The sequence below is a fragment of the Acidovorax bellezanensis genome (genome assembly GCF_025421555.1).
Lineage (GTDB): Bacteria > Pseudomonadota > Gammaproteobacteria > Burkholderiales > Burkholderiaceae_C > Comamonas > Comamonas bellezanensis.
In genome coordinates this window covers 125,262-147,852 of the sequence record NZ_JAODYH010000007.1, presented here as the reverse complement: position 1 = coordinate 147,852, position 22,591 = coordinate 125,262, and the positions used below count along the sequence as shown (strand labels likewise).

22 protein-coding genes are annotated in these 22,591 nt (G+C 63.0%); 8 read left to right on the top strand and 14 right to left on the bottom strand.

The genetic code is table 11. The features are described from left to right. Window positions 1–6: 6 nt before the first annotated feature. The 5 genes from N0K08_RS14715 (at window position 7) to N0K08_RS14695 (ending at window position 4,529) form a co-directional block, all read left to right on the top strand. Window positions 7–894, top strand: a complete 888-nt coding sequence (locus tag N0K08_RS14715) for a LysR family transcriptional regulator (RefSeq protein WP_261501143.1) — start codon at window positions 7–9, stop codon at window positions 892–894. Window positions 895–1,048: 154 nt separating this feature from the next. Further along, window positions 1,049–2,020: a Bug family tripartite tricarboxylate transporter substrate binding protein gene (locus N0K08_RS14710; RefSeq protein ID WP_261501142.1), complete on the top strand. Its 972-nt coding sequence runs from the start codon at window positions 1,049–1,051 to the stop codon at window positions 2,018–2,020. Between the two features lies 1 nt (window position 2,021). Next, window positions 2,022–3,191, top strand: coding sequence for a CaiB/BaiF CoA transferase family protein (locus tag N0K08_RS14705; protein WP_261501141.1), 1,170 nt, complete (start codon window positions 2,022–2,024; stop codon window positions 3,189–3,191). After that, window positions 3,188–3,940 (top strand): enoyl-CoA hydratase, encoded by a 753-nt coding sequence (locus tag N0K08_RS14700; RefSeq protein WP_261501140.1) that lies wholly within the window; start codon window positions 3,188–3,190, stop codon window positions 3,938–3,940. Before N0K08_RS14705 ends, N0K08_RS14700 begins: the two co-directional genes overlap by 4 nt. 118 nt (window positions 3,941–4,058) lie before the next feature. After that, window positions 4,059–4,529: a VOC family protein gene (locus N0K08_RS14695; protein ID WP_261501139.1), complete on the top strand. Its 471-nt coding sequence runs from the start codon at window positions 4,059–4,061 to the stop codon at window positions 4,527–4,529. A gap of 4 nt (window positions 4,530–4,533) precedes the next feature. Here N0K08_RS14695 and chrA read toward each other — a convergent pair whose 3' ends face one another. After that, window positions 4,534–5,709 carry a chromate efflux transporter gene (gene chrA, locus N0K08_RS14690; protein ID WP_261501138.1) on the bottom strand — a complete coding sequence of 392 codons (1,176 nt, stop codon included), beginning with the start codon at window positions 5,707–5,709 and terminating at the stop codon, window positions 4,534–4,536. 425 nt (window positions 5,710–6,134) lie between these two features. On the opposite strand from chrA, the gene bioB reads away from it, so the two are divergent. Further along, window positions 6,135–7,178, top strand: coding sequence for a biotin synthase BioB (gene bioB, locus N0K08_RS14685; protein WP_261501137.1), 1,044 nt, complete (start codon window positions 6,135–6,137; stop codon window positions 7,176–7,178). Between the two features lie 4 nt (window positions 7,179–7,182). Here the strand turns inward: bioB and N0K08_RS14680 are convergent, their stop codons facing one another. From N0K08_RS14680 to N0K08_RS14650, 7 genes are all read right to left on the bottom strand, one after another. After that, window positions 7,183–7,599: an organic hydroperoxide resistance protein gene (locus N0K08_RS14680; RefSeq protein WP_261501136.1), complete on the bottom strand. Its 417-nt coding sequence runs from the start codon at window positions 7,597–7,599 to the stop codon at window positions 7,183–7,185. A gap of 30 nt (window positions 7,600–7,629) precedes the next feature. Further along, on the bottom strand, window positions 7,630–8,103 hold the full coding sequence (locus tag N0K08_RS14675) for a MarR family winged helix-turn-helix transcriptional regulator (protein ID WP_261501135.1): 474 nt from the start codon (window positions 8,101–8,103) through the stop codon (window positions 7,630–7,632). 354 nt (window positions 8,104–8,457) lie between these two features. Next, on the bottom strand, window positions 8,458–9,366 hold the full coding sequence (locus N0K08_RS14670) for an arginase (RefSeq protein WP_261501134.1): 909 nt from the start codon (window positions 9,364–9,366) through the stop codon (window positions 8,458–8,460). A gap of 23 nt (window positions 9,367–9,389) precedes the next feature. Then, window positions 9,390–10,442, bottom strand: a complete 1,053-nt coding sequence (locus tag N0K08_RS14665) for an ornithine cyclodeaminase (RefSeq protein WP_261501133.1) — start codon at window positions 10,440–10,442, stop codon at window positions 9,390–9,392. Window positions 10,443–10,562: 120 nt separating this feature from the next. Then, complete coding sequence (locus N0K08_RS14660) at window positions 10,563–11,048, bottom strand: Lrp/AsnC family transcriptional regulator (protein ID WP_261501132.1); 486 nt, start codon at window positions 11,046–11,048, stop codon at window positions 10,563–10,565. Window positions 11,049–11,114: 66 nt separating this feature from the next. Then, window positions 11,115–12,599 carry a Fic family protein gene (locus tag N0K08_RS14655; RefSeq protein ID WP_261501131.1) on the bottom strand — a complete coding sequence of 495 codons (1,485 nt, stop codon included), beginning with the start codon at window positions 12,597–12,599 and terminating at the stop codon, window positions 11,115–11,117. A gap of 145 nt (window positions 12,600–12,744) precedes the next feature. After that, window positions 12,745–13,791 (bottom strand): site-specific integrase, encoded by a 1,047-nt coding sequence (locus N0K08_RS14650; RefSeq protein WP_261501533.1) that lies wholly within the window; start codon window positions 13,789–13,791, stop codon window positions 12,745–12,747. 221 nt (window positions 13,792–14,012) lie between these two features. On the opposite strand from N0K08_RS14650, the gene N0K08_RS14645 reads away from it, so the two are divergent. Next, complete coding sequence (locus tag N0K08_RS14645) at window positions 14,013–14,978, top strand: DNA-binding protein (protein WP_261501130.1); 966 nt, start codon at window positions 14,013–14,015, stop codon at window positions 14,976–14,978. 79 nt (window positions 14,979–15,057) lie between these two features. Here the strand turns inward: N0K08_RS14645 and N0K08_RS14640 are convergent, their stop codons facing one another. The 4 genes from N0K08_RS14640 to N0K08_RS14625 form a co-directional block, all read right to left on the bottom strand. Further along, window positions 15,058–16,059, bottom strand: coding sequence for an XdhC family protein (locus N0K08_RS14640; protein ID WP_261501129.1), 1,002 nt, complete (start codon window positions 16,057–16,059; stop codon window positions 15,058–15,060). A gap of 101 nt (window positions 16,060–16,160) precedes the next feature. Further along, window positions 16,161–17,483 (bottom strand): c-type cytochrome, encoded by a 1,323-nt coding sequence (locus N0K08_RS14635; RefSeq protein WP_261501128.1) that lies wholly within the window; start codon window positions 17,481–17,483, stop codon window positions 16,161–16,163. A gap of 15 nt (window positions 17,484–17,498) precedes the next feature. After that, entirely contained in the window at window positions 17,499–19,835 is a 2,337-nt protein-coding gene (locus N0K08_RS14630; RefSeq protein WP_408642957.1) for a xanthine dehydrogenase family protein molybdopterin-binding subunit, read from the bottom strand. Then, window positions 19,814–20,458, bottom strand: coding sequence for a (2Fe-2S)-binding protein (locus tag N0K08_RS14625; RefSeq protein WP_261501126.1), 645 nt, complete (start codon window positions 20,456–20,458; stop codon window positions 19,814–19,816). The genes N0K08_RS14630 and N0K08_RS14625 overlap by 22 nt, the downstream gene beginning before the upstream one ends. 720 nt (window positions 20,459–21,178) lie before the next feature. Between N0K08_RS14625 and N0K08_RS14620 the strand changes: the two genes are divergently transcribed. Next, on the top strand, window positions 21,179–21,433 hold the full coding sequence (locus N0K08_RS14620) for a hypothetical protein (RefSeq protein WP_261501125.1): 255 nt from the start codon (window positions 21,179–21,181) through the stop codon (window positions 21,431–21,433). A 3-nt stretch (window positions 21,434–21,436) separates the two neighbouring features. Here the strand turns inward: N0K08_RS14620 and arsH are convergent, their stop codons facing one another. Further along, complete coding sequence (arsH, locus tag N0K08_RS14615; RefSeq protein WP_261501532.1) at window positions 21,437–22,171, bottom strand: arsenical resistance protein ArsH; 735 nt, start codon at window positions 22,169–22,171, stop codon at window positions 21,437–21,439. Continuing rightward, on the bottom strand, window positions 22,140–22,571 hold the full coding sequence (gene arsC, locus N0K08_RS14610) for an arsenate reductase (glutaredoxin) (protein WP_261501124.1): 432 nt from the start codon (window positions 22,569–22,571) through the stop codon (window positions 22,140–22,142). Before arsC ends, arsH begins: the two co-directional genes overlap by 32 nt. Between the last annotated feature and the right edge of the window lie 20 nt (window positions 22,572–22,591).

Below are 22,591 nucleotides of genomic sequence, written 5' to 3'. Positions count from 1 at the left end.
GCAGCCATGAAAATAGATACGACCACGGTCCAGCTGGCATTGGCCGTCGCCGAAGAAGGCAGCATTTCGCGGGCTGCCGACAAGCTCAACCTGGCCGTGGCCGCCGCTTCCAAGCGCCTCACGGACCTGGAGCGGCAACTGGGCGCGCCCTTGTTCAAGCGCGTGCCCCATGGCGTCAAGGTCACCGAGTCGGGCACCAAGCTGCTGGCCCACATCCGCCAGATCGACAGCCTGATCGCGCGCCTGGAGGGCGACGCCCATGCCATGCGCGAAGGCCAGGACGGCCGCATCATCATTGGCGCGCCCAAGGCGGCCATCATCGAATTCCTGGCCCGCGACCTGGCACTGATTCGCGGCAAGTACCCGCAGATCACGCTGCAAATCATCGAGGAGAACAGCAAGAGCATCCAGCAACTGCTGCGCGACAAGGTCATAGATATCGGCATCTATGAGAAGAAGAGCGGCTTCATCGACATGGAGAAGTTCGATTACCACTCGGACGAGTTGGTGGCCGTCTACAGGCACGACCACTTTGCTTTCCAGGGCGCGCCGCTGGAGACAGCCACGCTGCTGGACTGCCCTCTGGTCAGCCTGGGCCAGGGCTCGGCCATTCTGGGCAGTTTGCAACGCCTGCACCAGCGCCAGGGCAGGGCCATGGGCAAGCTGCTGACCGTCAGCGGTTTCGACACCATGCTCGCGCTGGTGCGCCACGGTCTGGGCGTGGGCTTGATGCCGCCCGCCGTGCTGTCCAGCCTGCATCCCGAGCCGGCCATCGGCAGTTCGCCCTTGATCGGTGACTGGCATCAGCGCTCCTATGTGCTGTCCAGCGTCCAGGGGCGGGCCCAGGAACAGACCCTGCGCAACGTCGTCGCTGAGTTACTGAGTCCCCCCTGAGCGGCTGACGCCGGGGACGGTTGCCTTTCGTTTTCTCGTATCCGTTGGAGTCAGGTTTCGCAAACCACGAAGCCAGGCATGTTGCTTGCGATCTTGCCGCCGGGTTCGCGCTCGGCGACATTTCTCCCACAACAACGATACGCAGGAGACACACATGAAACGTCGCGAATTCATCGCCGGCAGTGCCGCGGCACTGGCTGCGCCCTGGTCCATGGCCACTGAACTGCCCAAGGGCCCCATCAAGATCCTCGTGGGCTGGGCGCCTGGCGGCGGTACCGACGTCTTCGCCCGCATCGTGGGCCAGAAGCTCACGGAAATGTGGGGCCGATCGGTGATCGTCGAGAACAAGCCTGGCGCGACCGGTGCGCTTGCCGCCGACTATTTCGCCAAGACCCGCTTCCATGACGGCCTGACGCTGCTCATGGCCCACGTCAACACCCACGCCATCTCGCCGCAGATCTTCAAGAGCATCACTTACGACCCGCTCAAGGACTTCACGCCCATCGTGCTGATCGGCGCCACGCCCCACGTCCTCGTGACCAGCAGCAAGAACAGCTACGCCTCGGTCAAGGAAGTGGTCGAGCTGTGCAAGAAGAACCCCGGCAAGATCAGTTTCGGCTCGTCGGGCACGGGCTCGGTCCAGCACCTGGCTGCGGAAATGTTCAACATGGCCGCCGGCGTGCAGACCATCCATGTGCCTTACAAGGGCTCGGGCCCCATGCAGACCGACCTGATCGGCGGCCAGATCGATTTCAGCTTCGACACCATGACGGCGGCCACGGCCCAGGTCAAGGCCAAGAAGATGAACGCCATCGCCCAGACCCGTGTGAACCGGGCCAAAGGCTTCCCCGAAGTCACCACCATGGACGAGCAGGGCTTCAAAGGCTTTGATGCCTCGAGCTGGTACGGCCTGGTCGGCCCCAAGGACATGTCCAAGGCAATGGCCAAGCAACTCAATGCCGACATCAACAAGGTGCTGGCCATGCCCGACGTGGTCGCGCGCTTTGACGGCTTTGGCGTCGAGGACGGTGGCGGCTCGGTCGAGAAATTCGCGGCCTTCATGGCGACGGAATACAAGAAGTGGGGCGAAGTGGTTCGCACCGCCAAAGTGACTGAGGAGAGCTGAAATGGAACAACAACAATCCAACCTGCCGCTGCAAGGCATTCGCGTGCTCGATGTGAGCCAGGTGATGGCCGGCCCGTTTGCCTGCATGCTGCTGGCCGATCTGGGCGCCGACGTGATCAAGGTTGAGCCGCCCACGGGCGACCAGACCCGTGGCGCCATGGGCTTCAAGATGAAAGGCCCGGACAGCATGGGCTTCTTGAACATGAACCGCAACAAGCGCTCGCTGACGCTGGACCTCAAGAGCGACGAAGGCCGCGAGTTCTTCTACAAGCTGGCCGAGACAGCCGACGTGATCGTCGAGAACTACCGTCCGGGCGCCGTGCAGCGCATGAAGATCGACTACGAGACGATTCGCAAGATCAACCCGAAGATCGTCTACGTGAGCATTTCGGGCTTCGGTCAGAGCGGTCCCTGGGCTTCGCGTCCCGGTTTTGACCTGATGGCCCAGGCCATGTCGGGCGTGATGAGCGTGACGGGCTACAAGGGCGAAAAGCCGGTCAAGGCCGGCGTGCCCGTGGCCGATATCGGCTGCGCGCTGTTCGCCACCTACGGCCTGCTGTCGGCCTACATCGGCGCGCAGAAGTCCGGCGTGGGCCAGCACATCGATGCCTCGCTGTTCGACTCGGCCATGGCGTTCTCGATCTGGGACATGTCCGACTACTGGGGCACGGGCGTGCCGCCGTCGCCATTGGGCACCAGCAACAAGATGAGCGCGCCTTACCAGGCAGTGAAAGCGCGCGACGGCTACTTCGTGATGGGCGCCACCAACCAGAAGCTCTGGGCCAAGCTGTGCGCACTGCTGGAACGTGCCGACCTGGTCGAGCACGCGGACTACGCCACCGTGGCCTTGCGCCTGAAAAACCGCGAAGCCCTGATCATCGAGCTCGAAAAGAGCTTTGCCCAGAAGGACAGCGAAGACTGGGTGGACACCATGCTCGAAGCCGGCATTCCGGCCGGCCCGCTGCTGACCTATCCCCAGGCCTTCGAAGGCGAGCACGGCACGCACCGCAAGATGTGCATGGAGATCGACCACCCGATCGAAGGCAAGGTCAAGAACATCGGCTTTCCCGTCAAGATGCTGGGCACGCCCCAGCAGGTGCGCCGCCACCCGCCGCTGCTGGGCGAGCACAACGAGGAAATCATGGCCGAAATCTACGCGCTGTCCGCATGAGCGATCTGGTCCAACTCAGCATCCAGGCTTCGGGCGCGGCGGAAATCACCATCCACCGCCCCGAGCGCCACAACGCCATGACGCAAGGCATGTACGAGTCGCTGCTCGAATGCATTGCCGAGTGCGGCCGCAATTCCCAGGTCCGCGCCATCCTGTTTCGCGGCGCGGGCGGCAAGTCCTTCATTTCCGGCACGGACATCGCGCATTTCGCCGACTTCCAGCGCGGAGAGCAGGGCATCGCCTATGAAGCCTTTGTGGAGAAGGTGATCGATACGGTAGAGCGCATTGCCGTGCCCACCATCGCGGTGATCGACGGCTGGGCCGTGGGCGGCGGCCTGGCCCTGGCCACGGCCTGCGACTTTCGTCTGTGCAGCAACGGCTCGCGCTTTGGCGCACCGATTGCCAAGACGCTGTCCAATACCTTGTCGTCGCGCAACATCGCGCGCCTGCAGGCCGCCCTGGGCGTGCCGCGCGTCAAGAAAATGCTGCTGCTGGCCGAATACCTGGATGCAACGGAAGTGCTGGACTGCGGCTTTGTCTACGAAGCCTGCGCCCCCGAGCAACTGACCGAACGCGCGCATGCGCTGGCCGAGCGGCTGATGGCGCTGTCGGGTGTGACGCAACACGCGGTCAAGGAAAGCCTGCGCCGTATCGTCATAGAGCAAAGCCTGGAAGACGACGACCTGGTGCACGCGGTCTACGCGAGCGCGTCCTTTCATCAGGGCGTGGCCAAATTCCTCAAGCGCTGACACAGGTCCTGGTAGGTAGTGATCCCTACCTGTTTTGCGCGCACCGCGCCGGTGATGCACGAAAATAACGGGCAAGCCCCCCATGGGCTTCCCGACATACAACCAGGAGCAACAAGGCATGACAGCATCACAACGCCCATTCAAGGTATTGGGCATCCAGCAGGTCGCGATTGGCGGTACGGACAAGCAGCGCATGAAGAAGCTCTGGGTCGACATGCTGGGGCTGGAGCAGACCGGCACCTTCCAAAGCGAGCGTGAGAACGTCGACGAAGACATCCTGTCCATGGGCCGCGGCGCGATGAAAGTCGAAGTCGACATCATGCAGCCGCTCGATCTGGACAAGAAGCCGGCCGTGCACACCACGCCGCTCAACCACATCGGCCTGTGGATCGACGACCTGCCGCTGGCCGTGCAGTGGCTCACCGCGCAGGGCGTGCGCTTTGCGCCCGGCGGCATTCGCCCCGGCGCTGCCGGTTACGACATCTGCTTTCTGCACCCCAAGAGCAACGAGGAATTTCCCATCGCCGGCGAAGGCGTGCTGATCGAGCTGGTCCAGGCACCCGCGGACGTGATCGCCGCCCTGGGCTGAGCGTTCAGAGCAGCGCCCAGCCAGCAAGGGCCGACAAGGCCACCACGCGCAGCGGTGACTGTCGGCCATAAGCCAGCAGGCCGAAAGCCGCCAGGGCGATGCCGAAATCCAGACGTGAATGGATGGCGTTGATCCACAGCGGGTCGTACAGCGCGGCGAGCAGCAAGCCGACCACGGCCGCATTGGCGCCGGCCATGGCGCGCTGCACGGGACGAAGCTGGCGCAATGCCTCCCAAAAGGGCAAGGCGCCGAGCACTAGCAGCAGTCCCGGCAAGAAGATGGCCACCAGCAGCGCCATGCCGCCCACCCAGCCGCCCATGGGCGCAGGCATCAGCGCGCCAAGATAGGCCGCAAAGGCAAACAGCGGCCCGGGCACGGCCTGGGCCAGGCCGTAGCCGGCGATGAACGCATCGTTCGTGATCCAGCCCGGTGGCACCACGCCGGCTTGCAATAGCGCCAGCACCACATGCCCGCCGCCAAACACCAGCGCGCCCGCCTGGTAGAAGGTCGCGAACTGCGCCAGCAGCGACGACCCTGCCGCCAGGGCCAGGGACAGCAACAAAAGCACGGTGAACACCAGCAGCAGCACCGCGCCCGCCGTCTTGCCCAGGCCGGGATGGCGCGGCGTGGACGCAGGCAAGGCCTGGGGCTTGAGCCACCACAGGCCTGCCATGCCGGCCGCGGCAATGGCCGCAAGCTGGCCCAGCGCGGAAGGAATGGCCAGCGCGAGCAGGGCGGCGGCAATGGCCAGACCCGCTCTGGGGCGGTCCGGGCACAAAGTCCTGGCCATGCCCCATACCGCCTGCGCCACCACGGCGACCGCCGCCAATTTGAGGCCTTGCACAGCGCCTGACTGGGCCAGCCCACTCCAGCGCTGGATACCCAAGGCAAACAGCATCAGCACCACGGCCGACGGCAGGGTAAAGCCCAGCCAGGCCGCCAAGGCACCAGGCCAGCCCGCACGTCCCAAGCCCAGCGCAAAGCCGACCTGGCTGCTCGCCGGTCCGGGCAGAAACTGGCACAGCGCGACCAGATCGGCATAGGCGCTGTCATCGATCCATCGGCGGCGCTCGACGAATTCCACGCGAAAGTAGCCCAAATGGGCTACCGGCCCGCCGAATGCGGTCAGGCCCAGCTTGAGAAAAGCCAGGAAAACTTCCATCGCGCTGCCCTGGGGCATGGGGCGCGCCGAAGAAGGTGGCGGTGAAGAAGAGGGCGGCATCCAGGAAAAAGCAGGCAAGACGGGGGCAATGCCTGTGCGGAGGCGGCATTGGGCAGCCGCGAGCATAGCGCGTACAGATGACAGAACGCCTTGGGCTTCAGCTTCGCTCAAACACGGTCATGTCCGCCATGGTTTGCAGCGGAGTTGGCGTGCGTTGCGTGCAGCAGCCGGCAGGATGCTGTCGAGTTTTTGCACTCCATCCAAGTTCTTCGAAATTACTATTATCGTCGGCGATAAATAAAGCAATTTGCACTCATTTGCCGACATCGTTTTTTCTTGATTTATTTGCAGGCACGAAGCATCACGCGAGGGAATTTGCCTCCCACAATCGCTGCCATGGCTTGCCGGCCTTCCGCCAGCAGCCCGCCCCAGGAGTGATCAACATGAGCCCATTGAGTGTCTTGAGCCCGTCTGCCAACGATGCAGCCCAGCCCCTCCATTTCCATGCCCCGGTTGCCAATCGGGACCTGGCGCCGTCCGAGCCCCATGAATGGACGCCCGATTCCGTGCAGGCGCTGCTGGACAGTCCTTTTCTTGAACTGCTGTGGCGTGCCCAGGCCGTGCACCGTGCACATTGGCCCGAAGGCGATATGGAGCTCGCCACGCTGCTGTCGGTGAAGACCGGCGGTTGCCCGGAAAACTGCGGCTATTGCCCGCAGTCGGCGGAGTTCGACACGGGCGTCAGCGCGCAAAAACTCATGGGGGTGGAGGAAGTCCGGGTCGCGGCCCAGGCCGCCAAGGATGCGGGTGCGACGCGCTTTTGCATGGGCGCTGCCTGGCGTGCACCCAAGGACCGCGACATCGAAAAAATGGCGACCTTGATAGAAACCGTCAAAGGGCTGGGCATGCAGACCTGCGCCACGCTGGGCATGCTGCAAAACCACCAGGCCGAGGCCTTGAAGCAGGCCGGGCTGGACTACTACAACCACAACCTCGATACCGCTCCCGAGTACTACACCGACGTGGTCAGCACGCGCAGCTATCAGGACCGGCTCGACACCTTGCAGGCCGTGCGCCAGGCGGGCATCAGCGTCTGCTGCGGCGGCATCGTCGGCATGGGCGAAGCGCCCGTGCACCGTGCCGGCCTGATTGCCCAACTGGCCAACCTCCAGCCTTATCCCGAATCCGTGCCCATCAACAGCCTGGTCGCGGTTCCGGGAACGCCGCTGGCCGACAGCCCGCCAGTCGATCCGCTGGATTTCGTGCGCGTGATTGCGGCCTGCCGCATCACCATGCCGCGTGCCCGGGTGCGCATGTCGGCAGGCCGGCAGCAAATGGGTGAAGCGGTGCAGGCGCTGTGCTTTTTGGCAGGCGCCAACTCCATCTTCTATGGCGACAAGCTGCTGGTGACCGGCAACCCCGAGGTCGAAGCCGACAACCAGCTGCTGCGCAAACTGGGCATGCCCATTCGCCGCAGCCAGGCTTGACGGTTTAACCCAGGGTCAGGGTCACGTCGATGTTGCCGCGTGTGGCATTGGAGTAGGGGCAGACCTGGTGGGCGGCATCCACCAATTGCTGGGCCTGGGCTTTGTCCATGCCTGGCAGGTGGATGGTCATGCGCACGGCGATGCCGAATGCCTGGCCCACGGGGCCCAGATCCACTTCGGCATCCACGGACAGGTCTTGCGGCAGCGTCAATTTCTGCCGTGCGGCCACCGCCTTCATGGCGCCGATGAAGCAGGCCGAGTAGCCCGCCGCGAACAGTTGCTCGGGGTTGGTGCCTTTGCCGGCGCCGCCGGGCGACGACAGGCTGATGTCCAGGCGTGCGTCGTCACTGCTTGCCGCGCCGTCACGGCCGCCCGTGGTGTGGGTGCGAGCGGTGTAGAGAACTTTGTCCAATGAGGCCATGCTGTGAGCTCCTTCGAGAGTGAAAACGCTTCAGGTTGAAGCGGGGGAAACATGCGCGCCCAGATGGTCGCGCAGTTGTTGCAGTTGCTGCGTCAAGGCCTGCAGCTCTGTGAGCGTGCAAGGGGTTTTCTGCAGCAGGCATGCGGGAATGTGGGCCACGTCCTGTCGCAGGGCCAGGCCTGCAGGAGTCAATGCAATGCGCACGCGCCGTTCGTCCGCGGCATCGCGCTGGCGTTGCAGCCAGCCCGATGCTTCCATGCGTTTGAGCAGCGGGGTCAGCGTGCCGGAGTCCAGGAACAGCCGTTCGCCCAATTCCGAAACCATGCAGTCGTCTTTTTCCCAGAGTACCAGCATGACCAGATATTGGGGGTAGGTGAGTCCCAATGGTTTGAGCAGTGGCTTGTAAAGCTTGGTCATGGCCAGCGAAGCCGAATACAGTGCGAAACACAGCTGCTTGTCGAGCTTCAGGGCGTGATCGCCGGAGAACGTGGTGGCGTGAGGCATGGGTTGATTATTGCCGACAATTAAATTGTGCACAATTTAATTAAGCAAAAGGCCCTGGAGCAGTAGGGCCTGCGTTCAGTCCTTGGCGGGATGCAGCACGGAGCCCGCGGCGCCGGGTTCCAGATTCACTTTGTGCTTGAGCCAGGCCCCGCGCTGGGTCACCGCGTGGCCCACCATGGCGCTGTAGGCGTTCGAAAACGGCGATCGCCAGCAAGCCCAGGTCTTTGATCTTGCGCAGCGCCACATCGGCGGCCGCGCTCTTGAGCGTCAAGGGGATGGCGGGAAAAACGGATGATCATCATCATCGAATAATTCAAGATAAAAGACCAACCCAGCGGGGCTGAGCAGTCTGCCTCAGGAGACCAGGTCCTCGGCCGGTACCGGAACGCCCAGGCCCAAGCCCGCCACGGCCAGCGCATGAACGGCCCGCGCGGTCTTTCCACCGAAGTCCTTGAGCGGGTTGTATTCGGCAATTTCCAGGGCGATGAAGCGCGGATCGTCGCGGCACAGGCTCAGCGCCGCCATGGCCTGGTCAAGCGGAATGCCGTTGTCCACGGGCGTGCCGGTCGCGGGCGCCTCCTCGGGATCCAGGCCGTCCACATCAAAGCTGACGCCCCAGGCCGCACAGCCGCTGGTGACAGCGGCCTTGGCTTCGGCGAAGCACGGTGCAAAGCCGCGGCGTGCGACTTCCTCCATATAGATGATGCGCACCCCGAGGGCCTCGAGCAGCGCACGCTCGGCGGGTTCATAGCTGCGCACACCGATGACGACCACGTTCTCGGGGTTCAGCTTTCCAGACCAGCCGAAGATTTCAGTGAATGCAGCGCTGCCGTGGCCCAGCAACGCCGCCAGCGGCATGCCATGGGGCGCTTGGGATTCCGACGTCTGTGGCGTATGGGCATCCAGATGCGCGTCCACCCAGATCAGACCCAGGCGCCCCTTGAGCGCAAGCGCCTGGGCCGCGCCGCTCCAGGTGCCTATGGCGCAAGAGTGATCGCCACCCAGCACCAGCAGTTGCCTGCCACCGCGCACCGCGCGCAATACGGTTTCGGCATGCTCGCGGCTGAACCGGGCAACGACGTCCATGCGGTCGCGCGCGCTCATGGGATCGGCTGTCACGGCCGCGAGCGTCTGGACCGAGCGCCCGGCGCGGGCGAGGGACTGCACCATGCCGGATTTGAGCAGTGCGCTGGCACCGTACTTGCAGCCCCCATCCTTGGCGCCTTCACCGATGACAGCGCTCGCGATATCGAGTGTTTTCATGGCTTCCTCCGTCGCCGCGGGTCTCAGATGGAGATCAACATGGCCGGCGACTTGTGCATGGCGTAGCCGTACAAATCCTTGGGATCGTGCACGCGCGGAACAATTTCGATGTGCTGGCCCATGTCCAGGGCGTTTGCCTGTGCATGGAGGTAGCGCAGGGCCGACAAATCCTCCAGGGCGAAGCCCACGGAGTCGAAGATGGTGATTTCGCTGTCGCTGGTCCTGCCGCTTTGCACGCCTTGGAGCACTTTCCACAGCTCCCGCACGGGAAAGTCCGCCGGCATCTGCTGCAGCTCACCCTCGATGCGCGTTTGTGGCTCAAACTCCACAGCGACAGCCCCCATCTCCAGGATGCGGGCGTCGAGCTCCGTTTTTCCCGGGCAATCGCCACCGACCGCGTTGATGTGCACGCCAGGCTGGATCATGTCGGCGCTCAAGATGGTCGCATTGGACTTGTCGGCCGTCAGCGTGGTGATGATGTCGGCGCCAGCGACTGCGTCGCGCACCGATTCCACGGCCACCACCCGCAGCCTGCCCGCGCCAATGTAGGGCGCGAGGTTCAGCATCAGCTTGTCGGTTGCTTCGCGGTCTATGTCATAGGCCCGGATTTCGCGTATGCCCAACTGGTCCATGAAGGCAATGGCTTGGAACTCGCTTTGCGCGCCATTGCCAATGAGCGCCATGCTGCGGCTGTCGGCGCGGGCGAAGAGGCTGGCCGCGAGCGCCGATGTCGCCGCCGTGCGCAGCGCCGTCGCAATCGTCAGCTCGCTGAGCAACAGCGGGTAACCCGTCGCCACATCGGCCAGCACGCCGAAAGCCATCACGGTCGGCAACTGCCGCAAAGGGTTCTTGGGGTGGCCGTTGACGTACTTGAATGCGAAAAATTGGGCGTCGGAGATGGGCATGAGTTCAATCACGCCATCCGGTGAATGGTTCGCCGTGCGGGCTGACTTCTGATAGCTCTCCCAGCGCAGGAAGTCCTCGCGGATGAACTGCGCCATCTCCGCCAGCATGCGTTCGGCGCTGAGTTCTGAAATCATGCGCTGAAGATCCGCAACGCCCAAGTACTTTGTCATGACCTTGTCCTTCGCAGCCTGGACCGGTGCTGCCCTGATCAAAGTCTAGGCGCCGGCGCGCACGACAAGCGCGCAAAAACAGCGCGGCAGTCGCCGAAACGGCTGAAGGTGCGGGCTTGCTCAGCCCATTCGGCGCGAAGCCATGGCCACCGGAAAACCGCTGAACTCCTTGACCGTCTTCAACTCCGTGCTGGTCACGATTTTCTCTATGCCCAGCGTGAGGTTGTCCAGCCAGGCATTGGTCAGCTCCTGGTAGTGGGACAGATCGCGGCAGCACAGGCGCACCAGATAGTCATAACGCCCGCTCACCAGGTGGCAGGCGACGACTTCGGGGCAGGAGGTCACATGTTGCTCGAACAGGGATGCGGTCGCCTGCCGCTGGTCTTTCAAGGCCACTTCGGCGAAAACGGCCACATGCGCGCCCAGCACGGCGCGACTGAGTTCGGCGTGATAGCCGCGGATATGCCCGCCGTCCTCCAGCTCGCGAATCCGCGCCAGGGTGGCCCTGGGCGACAGGTTCACGCTCTCCGAGACGGCTTTGGCGCTGCTGCGCCCGTGCTGCTGGAGGAGCTCCATGATCTTGTAGTCCATCTCGTCGGGCTGCATCGTCTTCCTCCGGCTGTTTCTTGTGGCGCTGTCACCTGTGTGTGCCCTGCGATATCTCTCGCAGGTTCACTCCTCATCCACTCCCGTCAACGCCGCTTGGGCCAGGCGCTGGGCCTCATCGAGTATTTCCGGCGAATAGCCTTTGCCGATGAACATTTTCCGTTTGCTGGCGGAGAGTTCTCCCTGGTTCTTGACCAGCAGCCGTGCCAACAGGTTCATGAAGTTGTTGTTCATGTCCATCGCCTTGTTGATGCGCGAGTAGACGCGGTCGAACTGGTGCAGGAACTGTACTTCCTCATGCAAGTCGTGTTGCAGGGCTTCCTTGGCCATCTCCAGTCCGAACTGCACGCAATCGCTGGCGTCCCAGTAGTGATAGATCTCGGGTGCACCCTCGAAACGGCAGTCAAATTCCACGTCCGAGACTTTGGCGACGGTCCATAGCTCGCGCGCCAGTGCCGAGAAAGAGCACAGTGCTTGCAGATACCGGTCTTCGTGCCGTGCCATCGCCGTGGAGATGGGCAGCACGAGTCCATTGGGCAAGAGGGCGTCGCGACAAGCGATCTTGTGGAACAGAAAGCGCGAAAGGCGCCCATTGCCGTCCATGAAAGGGTGGGCAAAAACAAAGCCAAAGCTCACCAGGGATCCCATTACCAGCGGCGGGATGCCGGTTTCCTTTTGATTGGCGAGCGCCAGCAGTCCATTCATCACCGCAGGCAGATGCTCTGGCGCCGGCGGGACATAGGTGACGCTCATGTCGCGGCGCAGCCAGTTCTGCTGCGTACGGTACTGCACGGCCTGGTCCATGGCGGACTGGACGGTGAGGTTTTGCAGTTCCACCAGATAGTCTTCCGTCAGCTCCACCTCTTCATGCGCGCGCGACAACAGCCGTGAGAATGCTTCGGCACGGTTGCCCGTGGGCGCTTCACGCTCGATGGCGAATGAGCCCTCGGTCTCGCTCAGATAAGCCCAGCGCACGGCACGCTGCACCATGTCGGGCGCCATGGACTGGATGAACTCGCGGGCCTGGCCAAGAATGTCTTCCGCCAGCAGCGCCTTGATTGCTGGTGTGAGGCGGACCGTGGGACAGTAATCCGGCGATCCAATGCCGTTGAAGTCCACGCGCCAGCGCGTGTGTTTGCGCGAAGGGCCGGTCAGAAACCGGTCCGGATCGAACAAGGGCCGGGTGGCTCCTTTGGCCTCGGGTGCATCCAGCGTTTGTCGGTTGGCCAGTTCCCAGAGGAAGCAGGCTTGCTGCAGGTAACGGCTGCCCGGGGATTGCGTGAACAGCTGCACCAAGGCAGGCGCTTCGATTTTCCGCAAGGCAAGAATGGCCGCTTGCAGATCAAGGTCTTCGTGCTTGAGTGCAAACAGCAGATGCTCCAATGGCGCAGCATGGGCCGATGGGGCCGCATGTTCTGGTACCTGAAGGCAATCCGCGAGGCGCACGAACTTCTGTACGGGATAGACCCGCGCCGGACATGCCGATTCGAAAGCGGCGGTGTCTAGCGCCTGGCGCAAATGCGCGTAGCCGACTTTCCGATGGTGTGGCATCTCGTCCTCGGGGAAATTTGATTTCTGGAGCGCGTGTGGAGATTTTCGCCACTTCGCCCAAGAAAAAAATACTTTCCTGGAATTTATTCAGATTTTTTTTATTTTTGGGCACGCAACCAGGAGCGCAAAGACCGCAGGCCGTGGCTCACTCACCGTCCATCATGCGCGCCGCCTGGTTGCTGAGCGCGGATTCGGCGCGGAAATAGCCCAGCACCGTGGCCACGCTGTGGTGGCCGGTCATGGCCATGGTTTCCGCCAGCGGCACGTTGCGTCGGCCGGCTTCGGTCACAAAGCCCGAGCGCAGCGAGTGGGCGGAAAAATCGCCTTCCACGCCCGCGAGCTGGCAGCGCTCGCGCACGATGTTGCGCACGGCCGGCGGCGACAGGGGCTCGCCCAGGTGCCCGCCTTTGCGTATGCGTCTGAAGATCGCACCCTGAAGTATGCCGCTGGCCTGCAGCCAGGCCTCGAGCGCCTGCGCCGCGGCCCCCAGCACGGGCTTGTGGTTTTCGGGCGCGTCCACGCCCGCCTGGTTGGTCTTGGAATAGGCCAGCGTATAGAGAAAATCCCCCGAGGGCAGGCGGCGCAGGAATTGCATGTCGGCGCTGGCCACTTCGGAGCGCCGGCGGCCGCCGCTGGCCCAGGCGAACAGCAGCAGCGCCCGGTCGCGGCGCCCGCGCAGGCTGTCATCGCAGGTCGCCAGCAACAAAGCCAATACATCCCGCGTCAACGCTTCCTTCTTTTGCGGCAGCGCGCCGCGCTTGGCGTAAGCCTTGCGGGTTCGCGACAGCAGCTCGCGCACCTTGGGGTCGTGGCAGGGGTTGGCCAGCTCCCGCACCTGGTGGGCCTTGGACAGCACCGATACGCGGTGGACCAGGGTGTTGTGGGCCGGCGCGCCTAGGCGTGACTTGTAGCCCGCATCGACCAGCGCCTGGTCGATGGACGCGGGCAACTCGCAGGCCAGGCCCATGCTGGTGCTGCGCTGCGCATGGTCGACGACAAATTGCAGAACGCGATCGACGGGCAAGGGCAGGGCGATCTGGCTGCCATAGCGCAGCGCATGCCAGGCCGCCCAGTAGCGCAAGGCGCTTTGGTAACTGGTGCGCGTATTGAGCGATTCACCTTCACGCAGCAGCTCGCGCATGGCCTGGTGCGCCGCCTGGCCCAGCCCTTCACCCGACAAAGGGGCGGGCATGCTGCCATCGGGGCCGCGCGGGGCCATGGGCACGGACGAAACGGGCGCAAGCGCACCCGAATCCTGGGGAATGGGTGGAGTCATGGCTGAAACGGGTGGGCGCATGGCATAATTCTACTGTATGTAGTATTTCATATGTATTATGTACCGTATAATACATACACAACTTATAACTAACGATAACAATCTCTTATCGATACTAATCGAGATAGGATGCACATATGAACAGCCCCAAAGTTTCCAGAGGCGTGCAGGAGTCCGATGTCTGGGCCGCAGCCGATACCTTGATTGCCCAGGGCCTGCGCCCGACGATTGAGCGCGTGCGCCAGCAGATCGGCCGTGGCTCGCCGAACACGGTCAGCCCCATGCTCGAATCCTGGTTCGCCACGCTGGGCCAGCGCCTGGGCGTGGCCCAGGCGGACAGCCCGCAAAGCGGCGTGCCGGAGAACGTCCTGCGCCTGGCCCAGGAGCTGTGGAACAGCGCCACGCAGGAAGCCGTCGCCGTGGCGCAGAAGACGCTGCAGGAGCGCGAAGCCGAGCTGCAGGCCAGCCGCCTGTCGCACGAGGCCGACCTGGAGCACATGGAACAGCGGGAAAAAGCCCTGCACCAGCAAAAGCAGGCCATGGACGAAGCCATGAAGCTCGCCCAGGGCCAGGCCCAGGAGCTGTCACGCCGCCTGGACGAGATGCAGCAACTGGCCCAGGACCGTGAAGCCCAGCTCAGCAGCCTGCGCGCCGAACTCTCGGCCGTGGCCAAGGCCCGCGAGCTCGAGCGCAAGGAGCACAGCGAGGAACAACAGGCCGCAGCCCAGGAGCGCCAGCGTCTGGCCGAGCAATTCGCCGGCAACGAGCGCCGCATGCTGACCGACCTGGATCGCGCACGCCAGGAAGTGGCCAGCGCCAAGAAAGCCCAGGCCGAACAGGAGCGCAAGTCCGAAGGCCGTCTGGCCGAATGGCAAAGTCGTCAGCAGTTGCTGGAAGAGGAGTTGCTGCAGGCACGCACCCAGTTGCTGGGCGCGCAGCAGACGGCCCAGGCCGCGCAGGAGCGCGTGGCCGATCTCAAGGCCTTGTTGGCTGCGACCCAGCAGGCTGCGCCGGCAACCGACAAGACGCCCGTGCGCAGCGGCAGCCGATCGCTGCAACGCCGCGCGCTTACCCAGCGCGCGCGCAATCTGCCACGCAAGTGAAGCGCTAGCCAGGGCTGGCCGGCCGCACCTGGCCGGCCGCACTTCGTCTCCACCTCAAATCTGCGGTGGGACGGGGGCGTTAAGCAGCGACGGGATGGGGAAGGGGAGCGGCCAGCGAGATGTTGTTCTTGCAGGCAATGACTTGCGCCATGATGCTCACCGCGATTTCGGCGGGAGTTTTGCTGCCGATGCGCAGGCCGGCTGGAGAGTGCAGGCGCTCCATCGTGGCAGGGTCCACATCGAAGTGCTGCTGCATGCGCTGGCTGCGGCTCTGGGCATTACGGTGGGAGCCGATGGCACCGACATAGAAAGCCTGGCTGTTCATGGCCTCGAGCAAGGCCATGTCATCGAGCTTGGGGTCGTGGCTGAGAGTGATGATGCAGCTGCGCAGATCCGGCTTGAACAGCGTGACCGCGTCGTCAGGCATCTCATGGGTGCGCTGCACGCCCTGGATCTGCATCGAGGCCATGTATTCCTGGCGTGGATCGCAGATGGTGACGACAAAGCCATTGAAGATGGCCATGGTGGCCAGGTATTCGGCCAGTGCCCCCGCGCCAATCAGCAGCATGCGGTAGCCTGGCCCCAGTACATTGTGCAGGGCGTTCGCATCCAGGCGCAGCTCTTCGGGGGCGGCAGTATGGCTGAGAGTGACGGCGCCGGAGGATAGATCCAGGCTGCGGCGCACCAGAACACCCGTGTGCAGTTGCGCGGTGAGTTGCTGGAGCACGCTGGCGTCGGGATCGAATTCCAGCACCAGTTCCAGCGTGCCGCCGCAGGGCAGGCCAAACCTATGGGCTTCATCGGCGGTGACGCCGTAGACGACGCGTTGTGGCGTTTGCGTCCAGCAGTGATGTTCCTGCGGCTGAGTGCTCGCCCGGGTATAGCGTTGCAGCAGGTCGTCCTCGATGCAGCCGCCCGAAACCGAGCCCACGGTCTGGCCCGTTTCACACAGCGCCATCATGGCTCCGACGGGGCGAGGGGATGAGCCCCAGGTATGCACCACGGTGGCCAGCACGGCGTGCAGCCCCTGGCTGCGCCAACGGTGAAGCTGCTCTAGGACGGTGATATCGATGTGGTTCATGCGGATTCCGAAAGTCAGGGCTTGGCGTGCATCCCCGAATGGGAACACCGTGCCGGCCGCCACGCCCCGGGAGTGGGGCAGGGCGGCCGGCACGACCCGGCTCAATGCTGGGTCTTGGCCGGATCGGTGTCCGCCCGCAGCTTGGCCACCGCAGCCTGGAGGTTCTGCCACTCAGGCAGGCCGTACTGGGTACGCATGGTGTTGAGCATGGTGGCAACCTGCGCGTCGCTCAGCGTGTAGCGGAACGAAGGCATGGTGCCCAGTTCGGGATGGGCCGGAGTCTGGATGCCTTCCAGTACCGCCAACACGGCGTTGTTCGGCGAGGCCGCGTGCATGTTGGTGTTGAGCGCCATTTGCGGGCGGCTGCCGAACGTCGTCGCGGCCAGCAGTCCCTGCTTGGTGTCCGCGCTGTGGCAGCTCATGCAGGCGCCTTGGAACATGCGCAAGCCTTCCGCATCGGCCGGCACGCGCAGCGTGTCGTTGGCCTGTTGTACGAAGGCGTGGGCATCTCCAGGAGCGGCCTTTTCATCCTTGTACGACATGATGTAGGTCGTCAGGGCGCGCAAGTCGGCATCGCTCAGCTGTGCCAGGCCGTGGGCCACCGGTGCCATGGGGCCAGCGGCGACGCCATGGCGCTCGGAATAACCCGTGCGGAAGTAGCTCAGCAAATCGTCACTGGTCCAGGCCAGGGGCGAGGCGGTGGCCGAAGTCAGGGCGGGAGCATCCCAGCCTTCGGCGGAGCCGCCAGCCAGGTGGAAGATTCCCTTTTTCTCACCGGCGAAGGAATCGCGCGGCGAGTGACAGGCGCTGCAGTGGCCCAGGCCTTCGGCAATATAGGCACCGCGATTCCACTCGGGGGTCTGGTTCGCAACAGGCGCCACCGGGCCGGGCGTCAGGTTCAACCAGTTCCACAGGGCAACGCCCTGACGGATGTTGAACGGAAAGCCCAGATCCGTCTTGGCTGCTTCACTCTTCACCGGAGCTTGCGACATCAGATACGCGTAGATGGAACGCATGTCCTCATCCACCACGCGGGTGAAGGCGGTGTACGGGAAGGCAGGGTACAGGTGGCGACCTTCACGGTCGATACCATGGCGCATGGCCCGCTCGAATGCCTCGTACGACCAGTGGCCAATGCCGGTTTCCGGATCCGGCGTGATGTTGGTCGAGTAGATGGTGCCGAAGGGGCTGGGCATGGGGAAGCCACCGGCATTCTCCGCACCGCCCTTGGCCGTGTGACAGACGGCGCAGTCACCCATGGTCACCAGCATCTTGCCCTGGGCAATCTGCTGGGCAGTGAATTCCTGCACCGGAATGGTCTGCAGGGGGGCAATTTCCGAGCGGTAGGTGCTGGCAAAGAAGCCGGCAGCAGCCAGCACAGCCAGGCCTGCACACCCGAGGATGATTTTTTTAGCGCTTTTCATGTAGTTCTCTTGGGCTTATTTGCTTGCTTTGGCTTTGCGCAGCGCCGCCAGCACGCGGCTGGGCGTGAAGGGCACTTCCAGCAGGCGCACGCCTGTGGCATCAAAAATGGCGTTGGCCACAGCGGCCGCACTCGGCACGGAGGCGGATTCACCGGCACCCATGGGGTCTTCGTGCGGCATCTCCAGCAATTCGATCTCCACTTCGGGCAACTCGTCAAAGCGCAGCAGCGGGTAGCCGCCCCAGTCCAGCGACGTGGTGCCGCTCTTGTCGAAGGTGACGAATTCCTTGAGCACGCGGCTCGTGGATTGAACGATGTTGCCGTGCACCTGGTGGCGAACGCCAGCGGGGTTGACCATGGCGCCGCAGTCGTGGGAGACATACACCTTGTCCACCTTGACCACGCCTGTTTCCAGGTTCACGGAAACGTCGCACACCCATGCGGCCCATGCGGCACCAAAGCCGGGGAACTTGCTGTGGATGTAGCGGGCATAGGCAAAACCACGGCCGGTGACGATCTTCTGATCGGCTGGCGCGATGTTGCGGCGAGCCGGACCATCCTGCCAGCGACCCAGACGGTGCGCGGCCTTGATCACGCCGATGGCGCGGGGATCCTTCATGTAGCGCAAGCGATAGGCAATCGGATCTTCCTTGGCCAGGTAGGCGCACTCGTCGATCCAGCTTTCGTGCGCGAACACGTTGGGCAAGGCCGACACGCCACGCAGCCAGGAGGCACGCACCAGGGGGGCTGCGTCCTGCGACACCACGCGCACCGCGGGATAGTCGTACAGCGGCACGGAGGTGCGATCCCCCATCTGCAGCACGCGCTTCTTGTTCTCGACCTTGCCGGTCAGCACCAGGGCCAGCGTGGGCGAAAGATTCGACGGGTAGCTGGTCTGCAGTTCATAGGAAACGACGTTTCCTTCCGCATCGACGCCACCGCGCACCTGGATCAACTGGGCGGTTCCCTTGGGCTCCCAGCCAGATTCCTGCTCGCGCATCAGCTGCACGCGCACGGGTTTGCCGACGGCCTGGGCCAGCAGCAGGGCGTCGGCAGCCACGTCATCGGCACAGTTGCGGCCGTAGCAACCCGATGCTTCCATGCGGTGCACATTGACGAAGTCGGGGTGCAGATCGACCAAGGTCCCCAAGTCCTTGCGCAGGTCGTGCGGGTTTTGCGAACCCGTCCAGACATGCACCTTGCCGTCTTCCAGCTTGGCCACCGCGCACGAAGGGCCGATGGAACCATGCATGTGGAAAGGCCAGATGTACTCGCGATCGATCGGCGTCTTGATCTTCTGCAGCGACTCCTGGTAGTTGGGGTCTTCACGCAGCAGGCGTTCGGTCTTTTCGTTGTTGACCAGTGCGTCGCGCAGGGCAGCGGGGCTCAGATCCGGCAGACCCGCCCATTCTTTCCATTGGACCTTGAGCTGATGCATGGCAGCGATGGCCTGCTCTTCGCGCTCGGCCACCACACCGACGAAGTCGCCCTTGACCACCACTTTGACAATGCCAGGCAGGTGCTTGATCGAGTCGTGATCCACCGAGATCAGGCTGTCGCCCAAAGGTGCGGTGTAGTCAGCGCCGGTATAAGGGGGGCGCACCACACGGCCGTGCAGCATGCCTGGCAGGCGCACGTCGTGGACATAGGTCAATGCGCCCAGCACCTTGTTGGGAATGTCCACGCGGGCCACCGACTTGCCGATGAACTTGTGCTCCTTGCTGGGGCGCAAGGCAATATGGGTGTCCAGGTCGACGTGCAAATCCTGGCCGGCCGCCAGCTCTGCGTAAGACAGGCGTTTGCCTGCGCCCACCACAAAGCCGTTGTCCGTGCGCAATTGCGCGACGGGCACGGACCAACGCTTGCTGGCCAGGGCGAGCAGCAGCTGGCGCACCTGGGCTGCAGCCTGGCGCATGGGGGTAGCCGCGTTCTGGATGGTATCGCTGGCGATCGTCGGACCCAGGTTCGGAGTCTGGCGGGTATGGCCCAGGATGATCTTGACCTTGGCGAAATCGGTATCGATCTCGTCAGCAATCATCTGGCCGATGGCCGTGCGCACGCCCGTGCCCAGGTCCACGTGGCCGTTGAAACCGATGACTTCACCGTTGGCGCTGATGGCAATGAAGCTGTCGACCAGCGTGCCCGCGGGAATCGGGAACGGGCCTTGTGCTGGCGTGGGCGGCTGCAGCACGGGACCGTTGGCCAAGGTCATCAGCGGGCCCGCCGTGGCGGCGCTGACCATGATCATGCCGCCGGTCTTGAGCAATTGCCGACGTGTCAGCTGCACCGGGTTGGCACTGTTTTCTGCGGAGGTGTTCTTTTTGCCGAATATCACGCCTGCTCCTTGGAACATGTGGGGTTGCCGTGCTGTTCACAGGCGGCATGGATTACAGCGGTTGCACTTTTGGCGCTATGGCCTTGTGCAATCAGGCTGCGAGCGCGGTAAGCGGCATCCAGAATTTCGAGGTGGGTTCCGCAGCGGCAAAGGTGATATGCCAATTGCTTCTTGATTTCATCGTTGCTGGCATCGGGTCGCTTTTCAAACAACGCGACCAGCGCCATGATCATTCCATTGATGCAATAGCCGCATTGCGCAGCCTGGGAGTCAATGAATGCCTGTTGCACCGGGTGCAAAATCGCGACCGTAGCGGCTGGCGCTTGCGTCGTTTGCAGTGCGATGTCTTCCAGATCCTTGAATTGCGGGTCATGGCCCACATTGGCCTGCGCCTGCTGCGTGGCCGCAGGTGAAAGACCTTCCAGGGTCGTCACTTCCTTGCCATTCACCACCGACAGTGGCACCGAGCAGGAGCGGGCGACTTTGCCGTCGATCAAGACTGCGCAAGCGCCGCATTGGCCAAGGCCGCAACCATATTTCGGTCCATTGAGTTGCATGTCATTGCGCAGGACATACAGCAAAGGGGTATCGCCAGATGCCTGGTCGACATCCACGATGTTTCCATTGAGTTTGAATTTCATTGAGTCTTATTTTTTCACGCGGGAAATACGATAACTTTCCTGTAAAACGATTCTTGGTAAGAAAGTTTTACGGAAAATCAATCAAACATAATTTTTATTAAAATACTGGTACGTTTTTTATTCAGCAATGTATTGAGATAGATCAAGAAACTTACCTTTAGTCTAGTTTTTTTCGCAGAATCCTGAGCGAGACTAGGGTAAACCCGTGTATTTCAGTACAGTGCTATGCCTGACGCCTAGCTACAGGGCAGATCTTGGGCGATCGCGCAGACAAAAAACGCTATCTGCGGTGCAGCAATCGCTGTCCATGAAGGCTTGCCGGGCCGGGTGGACGGGGTGGGTCAGCCTGGGCTGTGTTGCTGGAGCCCATGACTCACGCGAATGCCACGAGGCCGTTGCGCCTCGCTGGAAGTACCTGAAAAAATTAATTCAAGACCCGAATTATTTTATTTTTCAGAGAATTTTCATCACTTCCGCCAACCAGTGAAAAGAAATGCTGAATTCATATTCAGAATAAAAATTCTGGCTTGCGTTTGAATACTTTCTGGATATTTCCTTCTGAATTCACCCAAGAGTACGCGCAGCGCAACCTGCCGCACAAGTAATCACAGGATCTCGCTGACCTATTTTCCTTGCTGGCTGTACTGTCTATTACTGGCAATCCAGGTCACGGCTGTGTAATCTGGCGGACTTGATGAGAAGAGCCCAGGAGATAATCACATGCGAGTCAGTGTTCTTGCACTGCTGTTTTTATGGGCCAGCCTGGCCCAGGCCACGCCCGGCGGCGTGAACGCCAGCGGCTGCCACCATTCGCAGAAAAAAGACTTCCATTGCCACGCGCCCAACGAAAAGGGCAAGGCCAAGAACCAGGGCAGTGCGGAAACGCCGGCCCAGCGCGACAAGCGCCTGCTGCGCGAATGCCGGGGCCGGCCGAATGCGGGAGCCTGCCTGGGCTATGCCAGGCAGAGCAAATAATCCTCAGATGCTGCGCTGGTTCACGCGCCGGGACAAGGCCTCGGCCGTTTCGCGCCGCTCGCTGTAGCGGTCCACCAGGTACTGCGCGCTGTCGCGCGTGAGCAAGGTGAACTTGACCAGCTCTTCCATCACGTCGACCACGCGCTCGTAATAGGGAGAAGGCTTCATGCGGCCGTCTTCGTCGAATTCGAGGAAGGCCTTGGCCACGGAGGACTGGTTGGGAATGGTGATCATGCGCAGCCAGCGGCCTAGCACGCGCAGCTGGTTCACGGCGTTGAACGACTGCGAGCCGCCCGAAACCTGCATCACCGCCAGCGTCTTGCCCTGGGTGGGGCGCACGGCACCGTCCGCCAGCGGAATCCAGTCGATCTGCGCTTTCAGGATGCCGGTCATCGCGCCGTGGCGCTCGGGCGAAGTCCAGACCATGCCTTCGGCCCATTGCGCGAGCTGGCGCAATTCCTGCACGCGCGGATGCGAGTCGGGCGCATCGTCGGGCAAGGGCAGGCCGCGCGGATCGAAGATCCGGGTTTCGGCGCCCATGGCCTGCAGCAGGCGCGCGGCCTCCTCGGTCAGCAGCCGGCTGTAGGAGCGCTCGCGCACCGAGCCATAGAGCAGCAGAATGCGCGGTGCGTGGGTCGCGTGCGTGGCAGGCTGCAGCCGCTGCAGGTCCGGCACGTCAAACGCCTGGCGGTCGAGTGCGGGCAATTCAGCGTTTGGCAATGCGCTCTCCTTGTGCATTGACCACGGCTTCACCGTCTTCCTTGGAAAAAGCCGCTTTTTGCGGCTGGGGCAGGATCTCTAGCACCACTTCCGACGGCCGGCACAGCCGCGTGCCCAGGGGCGTGACCACAATCGGGCGGTTGATGAGAATAGGGTGCTGCAGCATGCAATCGAGCAGTTGCTCGTCGCTCCACTTCGGATCGGCCAGGCCCAGGGCTTCATAGGGCGTGCCTTTTTCGCGCAGCAGCGCGCGCACGCTGATGCCCATGGCGGCGATCAGGCCTTGGAGCGTGGCGCGGTCGGGTGGACTCTTCAGGTACTCGATCACCTGCGGCTCTTCGCCGCTGTTGCGAATCATGGCCAGCACGTTGCGCGAAGTGCCGCAGTCCGGGTTGTGATAGATCGTGATGGGGTTCATGGCAGTGTCTCCAAGGGGTA